Annotated in this window: 18 protein-coding genes; 15 read left to right on the top strand and 3 right to left on the bottom strand. The window is 58.9% G+C overall.

Translation table 11 applies throughout. The features are described 5' to 3' along the window. The 11 genes from nifN to ACFLEY_RS43220 all read left to right on the top strand — a co-directional run bounded on the left by nifN (position 1) and on the right by ACFLEY_RS43220 (position 9,511). The gene (gene nifN, locus ACFLEY_RS43270; protein ID WP_060909249.1) at positions 1-1,410 is read left to right on the top strand and encodes a nitrogenase iron-molybdenum cofactor biosynthesis protein NifN; all 1,410 of its coding nucleotides are present in this window, start codon (positions 1-3) and stop codon (positions 1,408-1,410) included. Beyond that, entirely contained in the window at positions 1,407-1,802 is a 396-nt protein-coding gene (gene nifX, locus ACFLEY_RS43265) for a nitrogen fixation protein NifX (RefSeq protein ID WP_060909248.1), read from the top strand. Before nifN ends, nifX begins: the two co-directional genes overlap by 4 nt. A gap of 6 nt (positions 1,803-1,808) precedes the next feature. Beyond that, positions 1,809-2,273 carry a NifX-associated nitrogen fixation protein gene (locus ACFLEY_RS43260; RefSeq protein WP_396604433.1) on the top strand — a complete coding sequence of 155 codons (465 nt, stop codon included), beginning with the start codon at positions 1,809-1,811 and terminating at the stop codon, positions 2,271-2,273. Between the two features lie 12 nt (positions 2,274-2,285). Then, positions 2,286-2,486 carry a CCE_0567 family metalloprotein gene (locus tag ACFLEY_RS43255; RefSeq protein WP_060909246.1) on the top strand — a complete coding sequence of 67 codons (201 nt, stop codon included), beginning with the start codon at positions 2,286-2,288 and terminating at the stop codon, positions 2,484-2,486. A 10-nt stretch (positions 2,487-2,496) separates the two neighbouring features. Then, positions 2,497-2,790, top strand: a complete 294-nt coding sequence (gene fdxB / locus ACFLEY_RS43250; RefSeq protein ID WP_060909245.1) for a ferredoxin III, nif-specific — start codon at positions 2,497-2,499, stop codon at positions 2,788-2,790. 878 nt (positions 2,791-3,668) lie between these two features. Further along, positions 3,669-4,502, top strand: a complete 834-nt coding sequence (locus ACFLEY_RS43245) for a host specificity protein (protein WP_249163457.1) — start codon at positions 3,669-3,671, stop codon at positions 4,500-4,502. Between the two features lie 492 nt (positions 4,503-4,994). Next, on the top strand, positions 4,995-5,648 hold the full coding sequence (locus ACFLEY_RS43240; protein ID WP_396605000.1) for a transposase: 654 nt from the start codon (positions 4,995-4,997) through the stop codon (positions 5,646-5,648). A 29-nt stretch (positions 5,649-5,677) separates the two neighbouring features. Continuing rightward, a complete protein-coding gene (istA, locus tag ACFLEY_RS43235; RefSeq protein ID WP_100214066.1) occupies positions 5,678-7,435 on the top strand; it encodes an IS21-like element IS1631 family transposase in 1,758 nt (585 codons plus the stop codon). Between the two features lie 4 nt (positions 7,436-7,439). Continuing rightward, positions 7,440-8,207 carry an IS21-like element IS1631 family helper ATPase IstB gene (istB, locus tag ACFLEY_RS43230; protein WP_038952109.1) on the top strand — a complete coding sequence of 256 codons (768 nt, stop codon included), beginning with the start codon at positions 7,440-7,442 and terminating at the stop codon, positions 8,205-8,207. Positions 8,208-8,286: 79 nt separating this feature from the next. Beyond that, positions 8,287-8,808: a transposase gene (locus tag ACFLEY_RS43225; RefSeq protein WP_396604432.1), complete on the top strand. Its 522-nt coding sequence runs from the start codon at positions 8,287-8,289 to the stop codon at positions 8,806-8,808. A 319-nt stretch (positions 8,809-9,127) separates the two neighbouring features. After that, positions 9,128-9,511 (top strand): Rieske 2Fe-2S domain-containing protein, encoded by a 384-nt coding sequence (locus tag ACFLEY_RS43220; protein WP_011084562.1) that lies wholly within the window; start codon positions 9,128-9,130, stop codon positions 9,509-9,511. A gap of 21 nt (positions 9,512-9,532) precedes the next feature. On the opposite strand, the gene ACFLEY_RS43215 is transcribed toward ACFLEY_RS43220, so the two are convergent. Further along, positions 9,533-10,123: a hypothetical protein gene (locus ACFLEY_RS43215; RefSeq protein ID WP_014497969.1), complete on the bottom strand. Its 591-nt coding sequence runs from the start codon at positions 10,121-10,123 to the stop codon at positions 9,533-9,535. Between the two features lie 259 nt (positions 10,124-10,382). On the opposite strand from ACFLEY_RS43215, the gene ACFLEY_RS43210 reads away from it, so the two are divergent. From ACFLEY_RS43210 to ACFLEY_RS43195, 4 genes are all read left to right on the top strand, one after another. Beyond that, entirely contained in the window at positions 10,383-10,703 is a 321-nt protein-coding gene (locus tag ACFLEY_RS43210) for an iron-sulfur cluster assembly accessory protein (RefSeq protein ID WP_011084564.1), read from the top strand. 323 nt (positions 10,704-11,026) lie between these two features. Continuing rightward, positions 11,027-12,208 (top strand): cysteine desulfurase NifS, encoded by a 1,182-nt coding sequence (gene nifS, locus ACFLEY_RS43205; RefSeq protein WP_060909242.1) that lies wholly within the window; start codon positions 11,027-11,029, stop codon positions 12,206-12,208. Next, a complete protein-coding gene (nifT, locus tag ACFLEY_RS43200) occupies positions 12,205-12,429 on the top strand; it encodes a putative nitrogen fixation protein NifT (protein ID WP_011084566.1) in 225 nt (74 codons plus the stop codon). Before nifS ends, nifT begins: the two co-directional genes overlap by 4 nt. A 407-nt stretch (positions 12,430-12,836) precedes the next feature. Next, complete coding sequence (locus ACFLEY_RS43195) at positions 12,837-13,901, top strand: IS630-like element ISRj1 family transposase (protein ID WP_396604412.1); 1,065 nt, start codon at positions 12,837-12,839, stop codon at positions 13,899-13,901. A 9-nt stretch (positions 13,902-13,910) separates the two neighbouring features. Here ACFLEY_RS43195 and ACFLEY_RS43190 read toward each other — a convergent pair whose 3' ends face one another. Next, a complete protein-coding gene (locus tag ACFLEY_RS43190; protein ID WP_309142170.1) occupies positions 13,911-14,399 on the bottom strand; it encodes an MFS transporter in 489 nt (162 codons plus the stop codon). A gap of 318 nt (positions 14,400-14,717) precedes the next feature. Beyond that, positions 14,718-15,737, bottom strand: a complete 1,020-nt coding sequence (locus tag ACFLEY_RS43185) for an IS110 family transposase (RefSeq protein ID WP_060909241.1) — start codon at positions 15,735-15,737, stop codon at positions 14,718-14,720. Between the last annotated feature and the right edge of the window lie 225 nt (positions 15,738-15,962).

Genomic DNA, 15,962 nt, shown 5'->3' with positions numbered 1-15,962 from the left:
ATGGCCCTGGTCACGGCGCCGACAAAAGCCTGCGTTGTCAACCCGCTGAAGATGAGCCAGCCGATCGGCGGCGCATACGCCTTCATGGGGCTGCGCGGTGCGATGCCGCTTCTGCACGGCTCACAGGGGTGCACATCCTTCGGCCTCACGCTCTTTGTCCGGCACTTCAAAGAAGCAATACCGCTGCAGACCACCGCGATGAGCGAGGTCGCGACCGTACTCGGCGGATATGAGAATTTGGAGCAGGCGATACTTAACATCTCCAAGCGCGCCAACCCGAAGATCATCGGAATCTGCTCGACCGGTGTCACCGAGACCAACGGCGACGATGTGGAAGCGTACCTCAAACTAATCCGGAGTGCATATCCGCAACTCGCAAAATTGCCGCTCGTATATGTATCAACGCCTGATTTCAAGGGCGCGTTCCAGGATGGGTGGGAGAAGGCTGTTGCACGCATGGTGGAGGTGCTGGTGGACCGGCCCCGTGCCAATGGCCTGCGGGATCCCTCGAAGGTGAATGTTCTACCGGGGTGTCACCTGACGCCCGGCGACCTTGATGAACTCCGTGCCTTGCTGGAGGATTTCGGATTGTACCCCTCCTTCCTCCCTGACCTGGCGGGATCGCTCGACGGGCATATCCCCGATGAGTTTACGTCAACGACCATCGGCGGCATCGACGTCGACGAAATCGCGAGCATGGGACGCGCAGGGTGGACCATTGCAATCGGTGCGCAGATGCAGCGCGCGGCTGAGGTCATGCAGACTAAGACCGGGGTGCCTTTTCGTGTGTTCGAGCGCCTGTGTGGTCTTCATCCAAACGACGATTTCATGATGTTTTTGAGCGAGATTAGCGGGCGCCCGATACCCTCGAAATATCGACGCCAGCGCAGTCAGCTCGCCGATGCTATGTTGGACGCGCACTTCCATATTGGCGGCCGCAAAGTGGCGATCGGTGCCGAGCCAGACCTTCTGTTCGATTTATCCGGCATGCTGCACGATATGGGCGCGCAGGTGACCGTCGCCGTGACGACCACTCAGTCGGAGGTGATCGAGCGTATCAGGACCAAGGAGGTTCTCATTGGCGACCTCGAAGATCTGGAAGGATTTGCAAAAGAAAAGCATTGCGATCTGCTGATCACGCATTCGCATGGAGGGCAAGCGGCGGGGCGGCTGAAAGTGCCGTTCTATCGCGTAGGTTTTCCGATATTCGATCGGCTTGGCGCGGGCCACCAAGTATCCGTCGGCTATCGTGGTACCCGCAATGTGATCTTCCAAATCGCCAATCTCGTGATCGCGCATCGGGACGAGAACGACCGGCCTACGCCCGATAGGTGGCGGACCACGCCCGGACTGCCACAACACGTGGGGCATCGCCGCTCCACTGGCGCGCCTGAAAGGTCAATTGCATGAAGGTCGCTTTTGCCACTCAGGATCTGAGACGCGTCGATGCTCATTTTGGCTGGGCAAAGAATATCGCAATCTACGATGTCGCGCCTAGCGGGCATGTCTTTCTTAAAGCGATCGAGTTTGAGGGCATTCTTGAGGAAGACGGTAGTGGTGACAAGTTGGCGCCAAAGATCGAGGCGATCAAGGATTGCGCCATCCTTTACGTCGTGGCCATTGGTGGTGCCGCGGCTGCGCGAGTGGTGGCCAGCAAAATCCATCCTATCAAGGTGAGCAAACCGGAAAGCATTCACGTGTTGCTGGAAAAGCTCGAGTCGGTGCTGAAGGGCACGCCACCTCCCTGGCTACGCAAGGTCCTTGCAAAGGACCAACCGCGATCGTTTGAGTTCGACGAATGAGATGATATGACCGCAAAAATAGCGCAGCAGGGCAGCGTCGTCGACGCACCATTTCTAATCGAGTTAGTCAAGCTTTGGCGCGCCCAGGATACCAATGGAGCCTGGGAAGGGAAGAGCGACCTTGATCTGCTCGAACCCTATATCTTGAACAGGGAGAGACGGCGCGCATTGCCGATCATCGGTGATCCCGATTCTAAGACACTATGGCGGCTTGAGCTGTTCTTCAATGCGGTCGGCCTGTCAGTAGGGAGGGAGACCGGCGTTATAGTTCAGCCGATCCTGAAGCTGCATCATGAAGGCTTCGGGCGCATAGTGCTCATCGCAGGGCGGCTGGTCGCCGTAAACAAGCAGCTGCGCGACGTGCATCGCTTCGGATTCGATAATTGCGTCAAGCTGGCTCAAGAGGGGGACAAATATGTCAGCGAGGGGATCGGCCTAATTCGGAAATTTCCGGACGTGGCTAACTATTGAGGATACTCACTCATGGGCGATCGTGAAACACTGAAGGCCGAACTAAAGAAAATGTCCGCCAAGGCGATACAGGCCAAGATGGACATGCACGACCTTTCGGAAGAATTGCCCATCAACTGGACGTCGATTATGGCGGTGGCGCAGAAGGCGTACGATGTCTATGCCGATCTGGAGCGCAAGAGTCGCGAGTTGAAAGAGCTGGAGAATACTTGAAGGGCAATGCATGTCATTCGCAACGCGAGACGGCCGCGACTGGATGCCACAATACCTAGCCTCGATCGATGCCAAGAAGTGCATCGGCTGTGGCCGCTGTTTCAAGGTGTGCGGTCAAGATGTCATGACTTTGAAAGGGATCAACGAGGAGGGCGAACTCGTCAACCTTGACAATGACGAGGACGATGAAGTCGAAAAAAAGATTATGGTTCTGAACGATCAGGGCGCCTGCATCGGCTGCGGTGCGTGCGATAGGGTTTGCCCGGCCAGCTGCCAGACCCACGTCCCAGCCGCAGCTGCATGAGCGAAGGGGGCTCTCTCTCCCGTTCGCCGCAGCGCGTGGAGGGAGGCTCCGCTGGATCAGGTCAATCCGCAACGGAGACTCGTGCCGGCGCTCGAATGGCCCGATTTTTTCCCTGAATGGCAAGACGGCACGAGAATGCTGCTCAGCCCCGAGGCAAGCCATACCGGCTGACTGGCGCCTGCTTGCAAGTCTCGCTCGTATCGCAGGTTCCGCGTTTTGTCGAAAAGCGACTTGGCCTTGGGCGGGCGATCATATTACCGTCGTGGTCGTCATAGTCGGTTTTCCGAAGTTAGGCACTTCCTTCGGAGCCAGTCCTGCCCATCCTATCCTGTGGCGTTCGGTTGCGGGATCGGCAGGAGCGAAAGTCTGCCACGGTCCACGGGTTTTACAATTGTCCGGCCGATCATAGCCGCCGATCGCGTTGAAGCGCATGTGATGGCGGCACCTGTGTCTTCGCGATTCTATCCTGGGACCGGATGGCGCTGCTCCGAATTGGATGACAGTGCAATAGCACGAGCGAGTCGCGGACGCCGCGACAGAAGCGCCGGGCAGCAATTCTGCGCGCAAGCCGCCGATCCTCGATAGACAGCTGCATTGGTCAATGGCGGCGACAACCGAAAGTAAAGTGCGGTGCTGCAGATCTGCGCCGTTGAACGTCACATTTTTGATGATCAAGCGCGGACAATATCGCACGCCATCAGCCTACGATTGCTGACCAGCGAGTGCGTGGCTCGCTTGCGGATTGCGCAGCCGCAGCGTCCCCGAGTGCCGGCAGATGCTTAGGTCAGGTTGTGGTCAGTTAGGTTGTATATTATGAACGCGAGCTTGCGCGGCACGAGCTCAATCGCGTGCAATGTTGCCGATAGGAGAGCGATCTGATGTATGGCAGAATCGTTGGCTCATCCAGCCAATCCACAAGCGCTAGTCAAGTTGATGAATCGGGAGATAGCCCCCGCTTTGCGGAAACACTTGCAGGTATGGAGCCAGGCGGGTCGTCATCTGAAACAAGGGCGTACTATCTGAATGCCCGTCCGCCCATTGATGAGATCGACGAGCGTTCCTTCGATCGAGGGCTGCAGAGATTTTTGGGCCGCGGCATCATGAACATCGCCATTAATCCGCAAGAGTACTCGGACTTCGTATCAAAGAAAGCTGAGCGGGCAGCAACGGTTGCTGGCAGCTATAGCGCCACTCACTATGATCCAGCCAGGCCCGTGCGCTTCTTCAGCTATCAATTGGGTGACGAAACAGTTGGCCTGTTGAGAGCAGGAGGTCCGGTTCGGATCAAGGGGGAGGCCTTCCGGGAACGGTTTGGGCGCAACGATCTCACGTCCGTGGTGGACCTTCGGGTCACTCATCCCCTGGTTGAGAACGCGGGCGATATTTTGCTGGAGCACCAGCTGAGAGAGGATGGTGATCATCCCTTGATCTTGTCAAAGCCAGGCTTGCCCGGCATGGAACCCCGCCTAGCAGAAATGGGTTTTGTTCATGTGGGTCGAAATCACTGGGTGCTTGATCCTCATCAGCATCCCGAGGTGTGGACGAAGAATGAGAACGACCAGTGGCAGCGAGTAGGCAAGCCTACGAAGTACCTTAGTAAGGTGGAGGATGATGATGCCGCCGCTGAATCGACGGTCCAGGCGGACTATTCTGACGAAGATGATCCGTCAGTCTATTTGGAGCGCGTCCTCACGGGGCTAAGCATGGAGTAACGCAACGGCGACCCTGAGCCATTTTTCGAAAGCTGAGAGCAGTGATATCGACACTCAGTTTCGAAAGCGAATTGTTGCACGATGAGCCGTCACCTTGCTTGAAGTGCATGTTGCCGAACGCGCATGGAGTAAGGTGGCTGCAATAGCAACACCGAACCTGAAGTGATGGGCGTTTGACCGTTCAAAGCGCGGGCGCAACAGTCTTAGTTCAAAGGGGGCGCGCGCTCGCTGCGCGCGCCCTGCGCCGGCTGAAAGCGAGCACATGGCTCTTCTGCGAAGGCCCTTGCGACGCCGTGAGACATACGCCATCGGAGGGCACCGGATAACGTACAGAGTCTTTCGCACTTTCAGGATTGACGGCTTCCTCTAGAATGAAGGAGCTTTGAATGAACGATGGGAATGCCATGGGTCAGGTGATCCAAATTGATGAGGCCCGGATTCGAGATCACCTGGGCGAGATGGTGCGGGACGGTGGAAGAGACAGTGAACGCCATGCTGGAGGCCGAAGCGGGCCAGCTGTGCGGTGCTGGGCGTTATGAGCGCAGCCCGGCCCGGCAGGACACGCGGGCGGGCAGCTACGAGCGAACGCTGCAGACCAAGGCGGGCGACGTCGATCTGAAGGTTCCGAAGCTACGGCGGCAAACCTTCGAGACGGCGATTATCGAGCGCTACCGGAGGCGGGAGAGCTCGGTCGAGGAGGCGCTGATCGAGATGTATCTGGCCGGGATTTCGGTTCGGCGGGTCGAAGACATTACGGAGGCGCTGTGGGGCACCCGGGTCAGCCCGAGCACAGTGTCGAACCTGAACAAGAAGATCTATACCAAGATCGAGGCGTGGCGGAATCGCAGGATCGAAGGCGAGCATCCGTATCTCTACCTCGACGGCATCGTGATGAAGCGCAGCTGGGCTGGTGAGGTTCGCAACGTCTCGCTGCTGGTGGCCTCGGCGGTCAATGCCGAGGGGTTCCGGGAGATCCTCGGCATCTGTGAGGGCGCCAAGGAGGACAAATCCGGCTGGTCCTCGTTTCTGCGGCATCTCGTCGATCGCGGTCTCAGGGGCGTGCAGTTGCCCCGTGGGTCGGTCAAAATCCCCCGGGTATGGTCACTTGAAACTCCCCCACCTGATGATCGCCGTCAGCGCCGCTGAACAGCAGTAGCCGGTCAGGCAGGACGTTTATGTTCGACCCCTTTAGCCAGCAAGGGGCCGGGGAGTTGAACGTCTTGAAGCGACATCTGCAAAGCACCGTACTTACATTACTTGATCGCAACACCAGCCAGCGCGAGATTCACCGGCTGACGGGTGTCGATCGCAAGACGATCCGGCGTTATCAGGCGCTGCGGGCCGGTGCGGAGGCAAATTCCCCCGGGGAAGTGACCACCGGCTCGGTGAGCGCGGACGGCCAAATTCCTCCACCCCGACCACCGGCTTTTGGGACATCGGAAGCGACGGTCACCAGCAGCCTGGCCCGTTCGGCTTGCGAAGCGCATCGGACGTGGATCGAAGAACAGGTCCGGCTGAAGCGGAACGCGCAGGCGATTTACCAGGACCTGGTTGATCAATTTGGCTTTCCGTCCAGCTACCAGAGTGTCAAGCGGTTTGTGCGCCGGTTGCGGCACGCTGATCCTGAGCAGTTTGATCGTCTTGAGTTCCTCCCCGGCGAGGAAGCTCAGGTCGACTATGGCGAGGGCGCGCCGACGGTTGATCCGAAGAGCGGGCGGTACCGTCGTCCCCGCCTGTTCGTGATGACGCTACGCTACTCGCGGCGCAGCTTCCGGCGGGTAGTCTGGAAGTCCAGCCAACAAGTCTGGGCGCAGCTCCACGAAGAGGCGTTCCGGTATTTTGGCGGGGTCCCCAGCTATGTCGTGCTCGACAACCTGAAGGAAGGCGTCCTCAAGCCGGATTTGTACGAGCCCCAGCTCAACCCGATTTACAGCGCGATGCTGGCTCATTACGCCGTGGTCGCCGATCCCGCGCGCGTGGCCGATCCAAATCGGAAAGGATGCGTCGAGAATGCGATTCAACATACCCAGGGCACTGCGCTGGCCGGACGGCGCTTCGAGACGCTGGAGGCGCAAAACGAGTTCTTGAGGCACTGGGAGGAGAACTGGGCTTCCAAACGCATCCACGGCAGCACGCGCCGTCAGGTCGAGGCGATGTTCCAGGAAGAGAAGCCGCACCTGCGGCCGCTGCCTGTCGCTCCCTTCCGCATCTTCACCGAAGTCGTCCGGACTGTCTGCGACGACACCACCGTACGCGTCGACAACAGCTATTACGCCGCGCGGCCCGCGCCGATCGGCAGCCAGGTCGTCGTGCGCATCTACACCACCACGATCGAGATCCGTGATCGCCACACCCGTGCGCTGCTGCGTGTTCATTCCCGGATGGCGCACCCCGGTTCTGTCGTCCTGCCGACCAGCGAACGGCCGTTCAACCCGTCGCGGCAAACCGCCGTGCTGCTGGCGAGCGCCGAGCGCATCGGACCGCAGACCAGGGCCTTGTGCCAGCAGGTGTTCGACACCGAAGGGCGCCCCGGACAGCGCGCGATGTGGGGCATTGTCGGGCTGGGCCGGAAGTATCCGGCGCGGCTGGTCGAGCAGGCCTGCGCGCACGCCATCGACAACCGCATCTACCGCTACAAGCACGTGCGTGCGACCGTCGAGCGGTTGTTCGAACAGGCGATCGAGCAGGTTGGAGTGACGCCACAGCCGGCATCGCCGCTCACCCAGGATCATCCGCTGATCCGTACCCCCGCGGAATACGGCGACCTCTTCAGCCGCGCTGTGCGGCGCGACGCCGACGACAATGGTCGGCAGGCCGAGGCTCACGACGATCACGCCACGGCAATCCGCGCTCGTGTCGCCTGCGCAACCCCGGCCAACTCCGGCGCCACGAGCGCTCCCGCTGCACCTTCTCACCTTAAACTGGAGACCTAGCCACATGATGACCATGCCGGAAATTGAGCGTTGCCTACGACAGCTGCGCCTGTCGGGTGTCCGCGACACGCTGCAGACGCGCGTGCTCCAGGCGCAGGGCGCCAACCAGCCCTTCCTCGAGACCTTCTCCCTTATCCTGCAGGATGAACTGGACCGTCGTCAGTCCCGTCTTATCGAGCGGCGATACCAGCAATCCGGGCTCGACGAAAAGCTGACGCTCGCCGAGTTCGACTGGTCCTTCAATCCCAAACTGCCACGTCAGACCTGCTTCCAGCTCCACACCCTGGCGTTCATTGCCGCTGGCGAGAACGCTCTGCTTGTTGGCAAACCTGGCACCGGGAAGTCGCACATCGCCAAGGCGATTGCCTATCAGGCGATCCTGCAAAGCCACAAGGTCCAGTATCTTGAGACCGACGACTTCTTTCACCGCTACGCCCTGAACTCTCCGGCACAACGCGAGGTCCGGCTGCGAACCATCATCGACTGCGATCTCCTCGTGCTGGACGATCTATTCCTCGCACGCGCCATCCCCGACGACGCCGGCACTTTGCTGCAGACCCTGATCCATCAGCGTTACAAACTGCGCCGCAGCGTCATCGTCACCTCCAATCGCGTCGTGCAGGATTGGGGGGCATACCTTGGGGACAACACTATGAGCACGACGATCCTCGATCGCCTTATGCATCATTGCCATCTGCTTGAGTTCGACGGACGCAGCTATCGGCTCAAAGAAGCCGCTGAAGCTCTTGCCCGGGAAACAAACTCAAACTAACAGTCCCTTGTCCTGCCTCGCGGGTGGAGGAATTTGACTGACCACACCCGGAGGAATTTGAAGTGACCCGCGGGGGTTGGTGGTTTCCGATGCGTGCCGAGGTCTTGTCGAAAGCGTTGCGGATTATCTGCCGGAGGCCCGCTATCAACGCTGCATGGTGCATTTTTATCGCAATGTCTTCAGCCACGTGCCGTCGACCCGGGTCCGCGAGGTGAGCCACATGCTCAAGGCCATTCATGCCCAGGAGAGCCGCGCCGCGGCCGACGAGAAAGCCAGGACCGTCATCGCGGATCTGCGGGCAAGCCGTATGGTCAAAGCTGCTGATCTCGTCGAGCAGGCGGTTCACGAGACGCTCGCCTACTATGCCTTTCCTGACATCCATTGGCGGAAGATTCGAACGAACAATCCGCTTGAGCGCATCATGAAGGAGATCCGGCGACGAACCCGTGTCGTCGGCGCCTTCCCCGACGGTCAATCCTGTCTCAATTTGGCGGCGGCCCGGCTGCGGCACATTGCCGGAACGGCGTGGTCGACCAAATGCTACATGAACATGCGACCGCTCTATCAGCCACAACTCTCTGAAACCGGAGCCGTCGCCTGATCAAAAGTGCGAAAGATTCTGGACAGTACCGGGGCACCGTGGCCCCGCTATGCGGCGTGGCCATTAACGAGCAGCAGCGACATCCGCCGCGTTTAGCCGTCCGGCAAGCCCGGAGCGCGGAGCAGCAGTTCTGCAGCTAGCACGGAGGGAACAAGAAGGCTCAATGTTCCTTTGTCTGAAATATACGCCGCTGTGCAACGAGATCTGCTGAAATAGCCAAGTTTGCGCGTCGGATGACCAGACACGATTCGTTTCGGCGCTCGTACGGTTATTGCAGGGGCAATTGCACAGCGACAATTAAGTCTTGCAAGAGCAACCTATGCAGCCAACTCTCGTCTATGCGATTTGCAGCTTTAACGACATTCCGAGCCGCCAGGCCATCGGATTTCATCTTATGGTCCTCGAAGATGACGGCAATCACCGGCCGTGGCCCATCATTGTGGTGCGATGGGGCAAGAAGGTGCTTGGCTATGTCAATAAATGCCCGCACCACAGCGTCAATTTGGACTGGGAGCAGAACGAATTCCTCGATCCAAACGGTATCCGGCTGATGTGCGGCAAGCACGGTTCGACCTTCGAACTCGGCACCGGGCGGTGCGTCGAAGGTCCATGTCAAGGTAGAGCGCTTACGCCGATCGCGTTGGTAGTTGTGGATGGCGACATCTGCGCCGTCGGTGTGCATCTCGCGGAGGACGATGCATGAGCCAACAACTGAAGACCGCCCTCAGACCGGGCGGTTCTCGTTGCGGTTTTTCACAGCCTCCATCCTCTTTAGTCCGTCGTCATACGAGATTTCCTCATAGGATAGATCGAGATCCCTTGTGGCATCGAGAAGGTAATCAAGCTTGCCGGCCGGATCGAGCTTCTTGATGTCGTCCTTGTTCAGCCCGACCAAGTCCATCATCTCCTTCCAAACCGTGGATTCATCGCAGGGTAAGACGTGGAAGTTAATATCGCCGAGCTTAACTCGATACTTCGCCAGCAAATCGATGTTGTTGCAGAAAATGAAATAGCTGCCGATTGGGCTCAAGGCACCGTCGAGGACGGTCGCGACGTCAACAAGATACGCGAAGGAATGTAGGTAGCCGGCCAGCACGGGGATAGTGCGTTCTCCGTTTTGGGCGATCGTCAGAACCTGCTCAATGGAATAGTCTGGCGGTCGTTTCTCGTCCGCGACCTGAGTCTGGAACTTTAGTGCGACGTCGCCGCGAAAGCCGAACCGGCCCGGCTTGGTGGTCGCGCCTTTGAATACGGCGTTGAGAAGGCGGCTCTCCTTCTCAAGTCTGCCGAGTGCAGTGTTCTCGATAGCGGTCATTAAATCTGTCCTTGATCTATGCTCTTCACCGACGCGTTGTCGGAGCCAGATGCGATGCAAATTGCCTGCCGTCGCCTGCGTGGCGGCGTTCAGTGAAGCTCGGAAAGAAAACGCGCCGGTGGCTGGCACCGCCTTACGTGCCTTGTCAGGAACCCGACATCCGTTGCCAGCCAAGGGGCGCGGAAATGAGCATCATCAGGCGTCTGCGCGCTGGCACGTGACTTGCTCTTAGCTGGGCCCAAGCTGACGAGGCAAAGACGTGATCAACTTGACCGATAGCGCAGTCAATGCAATCAAGAGCGCGATTTCATCTTCGGAGCGGCGGGCGGGTGGTCTGCGCGTCATGATCGAAGCAGGCGGCTGCAATGGATTCAAATACAAGATGGGCATCGCCGATGAGCCAAAGCCTGACGACACCGTGATCGACTGCGATGGGCTCAAGGTGTTTGTCGATAGCAAGAGCCGAGAGCATCTGGCCGGCACAACCATCGATTTCGTGCTGGCACCGGAGAGCTCTGGCTTTACCTTTCATAACCCGAACGCGGCCACCAACTGCTCCTGTGGAAAATCATTCGGCTGATGGAAACATTGATCAGGCGATAAGGAAAGGGCAATGAACCACACCGGCCGAACCAGACCGACTGAAGAACTCGTCGATCCCCACGATGCGAGAGGGTCCCGTTCGCTGCGCGAACGAAGAGATCGGACCCAATCGCCAAGCCGAAGCTGGCGCCTGTTAGCTGATCGGCACGATAGCAGCATGCTCTTGGCGCGGCTCGACAATGCTGGCAAGCCGTACAAGCTTCCGAGCGTGAGTCTAGAAGGGATTCAGGGGCACCTGGTAGGTAAGATCGGAGGTTTGGATCGCCTGGTCCTCGTTGTTGCTGCAGGCGGGGTGGTGCAGTGAGCGAGAATCGAGCGCCGATTTACCTCGATAACAATGCAACGACGCGAACTGATCCATCCGTCGTGCAAGCCATGTTGCCTTTCTTCACTGAGCAATTCGGCAATGCCTCGTCCGCGCATGCCTTTGGCAACGAGGCCGCAATTGCGGTGAGGCAGGCACGGAGAAGCTTGAGCGGCCTGCTAGGTAGTGCATACGATCACGAAATCCTCTTCACCTCGGGAGGGACCGAAGCCAATAATGCCGCAATCCTCTCGGCACTTGCAACCCAGGAAGGTCGAGACGAGGTTGTCACCACTTCGGTTGAGCACTCCGCCGTACTTGCGCTAACGGAGCAATTGGCGGCAAGGGGAGTCAAGACGCGCATTATTGCCGTAGATGCTTGCGGCCGGCTCGACATCGAGGCGTTTCGCTGCGCGCTTGGGCCACGCACAGCGATTGCCTCGGTTATGTGGGCCAATAACGAGACCGGAACGATATTTCCCGTGAAGTGTCTGGCCGGGTGGACCCGTGAGGCGGGAGCGCTATTTCACACAGATGCGGTGCAGGCCATTGGTAAAGTACGCTTAAACCTAAAGGACAGCACGATCGACATGCTTTCACTATCCGCGCACAAACTGCACGGCCCGAAGGGGGTAGGTGCGTTATATTTGCGTAAAGGGACAAAATTCCAGCCGCTGATCTGCGGCGGATCACAGGAACGAGGGCGGCGCGCTGGGACCGAGAATATTCCCGGAATCGTCGGACTAGGAAAAGCTGCCGAACTTGCGGCGGAGCGGCTTGAACCCGAGCGCATCCGCATTGGCGCGTTACGTGACCGCCTTGAGCAGGGAATTTTGCGCAATGGCGAGTGCGTTGTGCTTGGCGACATTCGCAATCGTTTGGCGAATACGACTAATATTGCCTTCGACCATCTCGAAGGTGAAGCGATTGCCCACCGTCTTAACCGGGCGGGCATCGCCGTATCGCTCGGGTCAGCCTGCAGGTCGGGCTCAATGCAGCCATCGCATGTTCTGCGTGCCATGCAGGTACCTGCGTGGCGGATGCACGGCGCCGTGCGCTTTTCTCTTTCGCGCGAAACCTCCCTCGCCGAAGTCGATGAGGCCGTGTGCGCTGTGTCAGATATCGTGGCTCGCATGCGCGCCAGCTCCCGCGCCACGGTCAGGGAGCAGACCTCGTGAAAATCATGATCCGCCGCTCTCCGGACACGGGCTTGTCAATCTACGTGCCAAAAAAGGATATCGAAGAGTCAATCGTGGCCTCCGAGTACGAGACCCTATGGGGCGGCTGGATCAAAGTCGCTAACGGTTGGGTGCTCGATTTGCCCGAGATGGCGAGCGACACACGGTTACCGATCACAATCGACGCGAAGAAGCGGGATGAGAGCGGCGACGATCCATGAAGCGCTCACGGAGATGAGCGCTGTCGATGCGGCGGATGCAAAGGTTACTCTCGCGGACCTTGGCGCCCGCCCTGGGGACCGAGATCATTGTCGTCTCTCTCTCGTCCTGGCATCAGGGAATTGAACAGATGCGATGTGCTGAGCACACCAGATGCATCGGTCGGCTTATTCGCCGGTAAGTCGGCGCTGTCTCGGGGCTTTGGGGGTCGACTGGCTGCGGCGCAGCATATCAAGATCAGCAAACGTCGGCCCGCCGCGACGGCATTGATGAGGCGGGGTTTACTCAGCCAGTCGGGACAAGGCGATTGCACCATCATCTTTGGCCCTCATTGCTGCCTGTCATATTCGGACGCGTGTTGCCCTAGTACCCACTTTTCTTGGAACGTGAGTCGTGATTCAAGGTCGGGATGATACCCGAAGCAAGAGAAGTCCACCTTTCGAGGAAAGATCGCAAGGTGCTTGAGGCGTGCTGTCGCTCACCGGTGACGTTGCAGCGCGATTTGAAGCGGGCGCGGATAGTTCTGTTGGCGGCGGATGGGCGCAGCACCCGGTCGATCGCCAAGGAAGTTGGGGTCCAGCCGCGGATTGTCAGCCTTTGGCGGCATCGCTATGCCGACCATGGCCTTGAAGGGCTGCAAGACAAGCCGCGGCCTGGCAAGCAGCCGATCTATACGAAGACGACCGACAAGCGGATTCTGAAGCTGCTGGATAAGCCGCCACCGCAAGGGTTTGCGCGCTGGACCGGCCCCCTGCTGGCCGAGGCGCTGGGCGATGTCGATGTCCAATATGTCTGGCGGTTCCTGCGCAGCCACAAGATTGACCTGGTGGCTCGCAAGTCCTGGTGCGAGAGCAACGACCCGAACTTTACGGCCAAAGCCGCCGATGTTGTCGGCCTCTATGTCGCGCCGCCGGCGAAGGCCATTGTGCTGTGCGTGGACGAGAAGCCCTCGATCCAGGCTTTGGAGCGAGCGCAGGGTTATCTGAAGTTGCCCAATGGCCGCGCCTTGACCGGCCAAAGCCACGATTACAAGCGGCATGGCACCACAACATTGTTTGCGGCGCTCGAAGTCGCCACCGGAAAGATCATCGCGACCCATTCAAAACGCCGGCGCCGCGTCGAGTTTCTCGATTTCATGAACAGCGTCACCGCGGCTTTTCCGAACCGCAAGCTTCACGTCATCCTCGACAACCTCAACACCCATAAAAAGAACGAGGACTGGCTCAAGGCCCACCCCAACGTGCAATTTCATTTCACGCCGACAAGTGCGTCATGGCTCAATCAGGTCGAAGTATGGTTTTCCATCTTGCAGGGGCAGTCGCTCAGCGGCACCTCCTTCACGAGCCTCAAGCAGCTTCAGGAACACATCGATGCCTACGCCAACGCATACAACGACAGAGCCGAGCCCTTCGTCTGGACCAAGAAAAAGGTCCGTCAACGCCGTTTCAAAGGCCGCCGTATCACTCAGCTCTGATTCCGGGTACTAGGTGGCCTTGGAGAGGCCTTTTGAGATCGGGCTGTTTCCGCGCTCCGGCGCCTTGGTAGCTATTCCGGACATCATCGGAGCGAAGATTATCAATGCGAGAAGCCCGGCAATGACGACGAAACCGAATGAGAAGCGCCAGCCGATAGCATCCGCGATCCAGCTTGTGGCAGGAACGCCGGCAACCTGTGAAACAGTCATGCCGCCAAAGATGAGAGACAACGCGAACCCTTTGCGGGCTGGCGGCAGGAGTTCCACGGCCAGCGCGGTAGCCGACGGGGTGAACATCGCCGCGCCGTAGGCCGAAATGACGCGGCCTGCAGCAAGGGTGAGGAAGTTCGGAGCGATCGCGCAGATCAGGTTACCGATGATGAAGATCGAAACGGACAGAATCTGAACATTATGGCCGCTCATGGCCTTGAACATCCAGGCATTCAGCGGCGCGAAGACTGTCATTCGGCCCTTTAATTGCGGATTGTTGTCAATCACCTTTTAAACTTTCCGACGGCACGACGGTAGCGCTCGCGCTGTCGGAGCTGGTCAGGGTTGCGGAGACGGCGCGAGCGCGGCTGATGCGTACTTTGCCGGCCAGGCATTGGATCGCCCGGGCTGGTTATGTCTTCACTGGGGTCACGGTCCTTTCCGAGGTCGCGCAGCGCCTCATGATGATGTCCGGGTCGGACGCCTCAACGTTTGCAGCGGAGTACGGTCGAGCCGCCACCAGCCGAATGAACGAGGTCGCCTCAACACCGTCCCAGCGGGACATCGCCAGTCCGGCAGACCGGACCAGGAACTTGCGAGCAAATATCAGACTGGCTGCGGCTGCCCCCAGTCGAAGGATGTGCCATCGACCCAGATGCAGTGAAGGATGACTGCGATCTTTCGGGCGACAGCGACCTTTGCCTTCCTCATGCCGATCCGCTTGGCGAGCTTCATGCCCCAGGCCTTGAGGGAAGACCACTTCTTTGTCCGATAGAGAAGTACAGTGGCGGCCTCAAACAAGTAGGTTCGGAGAAGCCGGTCGCCCCATCGAGATATCTTGCCGTTGATGTCAGTTTCGCCAGATTGGTTGCGCCGAGGTGTAAGGCCGAGGTAGGCGCCGACTGTCAACGCCGACAATGGGTCATCGATCGTATGGCGGAAAGTCAAGGCGGTCACCACGCCGACACCGGGAACGGTCATTAGGCGGCGCGTCGTCTCGTCCGCCTTCGCCAACTGGCGAACTTCGTCGTCGAACTTGTTCTGCTGCTGACAGATATGCTCATGGATCAACAGGAGCGGCGAGATCACGCTAAGGAGTGGATGATTATCGCCCAATAGCTCGCTGACCAGGTTGCGGAACTGCTGGCCGATTGCACGCGGGAACAGCAAGCCGTATTCTTTGATCAAGCTCCGGACCTGGTTCTCGATGTCTCGGCGCATGGACACGAGCCGGGATCTCGCGACGAGTATCGCGCGGATCTTCTGACTTTCCTCGCTCTTGACCTTGACTTCTCGATACCAACCAACCCGCACCAGTTCGGCCAGACCTCGAGCATCATTCTGATCGCTCTTGTTCATGCGTACGGACAAAGCCGCGTGGGCATGCCGCGCGTCGATGCAAACCACTGGGAGATCGACCCTACGAAGTTCATGCCATAGCCAGCTCGCCATCGCCCCGGTCTCAAATCCGATGCGCTCCGCTTGTGGCGCCCGCTTGCGAAGCAATGCCGCGAGCGCCCCGGGGTCGGACTTTGCCTTTCCTTCGAACAGAATCTGACCCACTTCGTCGACCACACATACCGACGTTTCTTTTTGCGAGACATCCAGCCCAACATATTGCTTCATGGCCCCCTCCGATTCGTGAGATTGCGGGAAGGCTTGAAGATAGCGGACCTTTTTGAGCCGCGGGCGCCGACCGCAATTACGTCATCGTCTGCAAAATTTACAGGCCGATTGACACTTTGCTGTCCCGACGAATGGCCGAGCGCTCAATGCGTTTCGGTTCTATCTGACCGATCTCTGGAGGCGGACGCTTCGGCGGCGCAGTCAGCGGACCTGTCTGACCTGGGA

It is taken from the genome of Bradyrhizobium sp. YCK136 (genome assembly GCF_044570075.1).
In the GTDB taxonomy this organism is placed as follows: Bacteria; Pseudomonadota; Alphaproteobacteria; order Rhizobiales; family Xanthobacteraceae; genus Bradyrhizobium; species Bradyrhizobium diazoefficiens.
The sequence above is the reverse complement of the archived record's forward strand: the minus strand, read 5'-3'. Positions and strand labels throughout refer to the sequence as shown.

Excerpts from the sequence above, each read along its gene's own strand:
- ACFLEY_RS43195 (WP_396604412.1), top strand. The coding sequence starts at position 12,837 with ATGATACCCGAAGCAAGAGAAGTCCACCTTTCGAGGAAAGATCGCAAG.
- ACFLEY_RS43245 (WP_249163457.1), top strand. The coding sequence starts at position 3,669 with ATGTATGGCAGAATCGTTGGCTCATCCAGCCAATCCACAAGCGCTAGT.
- nifX (WP_060909248.1), top strand. The coding sequence starts at position 1,407 with ATGAAGGTCGCTTTTGCCACTCAGGATCTGAGACGCGTCGATGCTCAT.
- ACFLEY_RS43215 (WP_014497969.1), bottom strand. The coding sequence starts at position 10,123 with ATGACCGCTATCGAGAACACTGCACTCGGCAGACTTGAGAAGGAGAGC.
- istA (WP_100214066.1), top strand. The coding sequence starts at position 5,678 with ATGTTCGACCCCTTTAGCCAGCAAGGGGCCGGGGAGTTGAACGTCTTG.
- ACFLEY_RS43255 (WP_060909246.1), top strand. The coding sequence starts at position 2,286 with ATGGGCGATCGTGAAACACTGAAGGCCGAACTAAAGAAAATGTCCGCC.
- istB (WP_038952109.1), top strand. The coding sequence starts at position 7,440 with ATGATGACCATGCCGGAAATTGAGCGTTGCCTACGACAGCTGCGCCTG.
- nifN (WP_060909249.1), top strand. The coding sequence starts at position 1 with ATGGCCCTGGTCACGGCGCCGACAAAAGCCTGCGTTGTCAACCCGCTG.
- ACFLEY_RS43185 (WP_060909241.1), bottom strand. The coding sequence starts at position 15,737 with ATGAAGCAATATGTTGGGCTGGATGTCTCGCAAAAAGAAACGTCGGTA.
- ACFLEY_RS43260 (WP_396604433.1), top strand. The coding sequence starts at position 1,809 with ATGACCGCAAAAATAGCGCAGCAGGGCAGCGTCGTCGACGCACCATTT.
- ACFLEY_RS43240 (WP_396605000.1), top strand. The coding sequence starts at position 4,995 with ATGCTGGAGGCCGAAGCGGGCCAGCTGTGCGGTGCTGGGCGTTATGAG.
- ACFLEY_RS43220 (WP_011084562.1), top strand. The coding sequence starts at position 9,128 with ATGCAGCCAACTCTCGTCTATGCGATTTGCAGCTTTAACGACATTCCG.
- fdxB (WP_060909245.1), top strand. The coding sequence starts at position 2,497 with ATGTCATTCGCAACGCGAGACGGCCGCGACTGGATGCCACAATACCTA.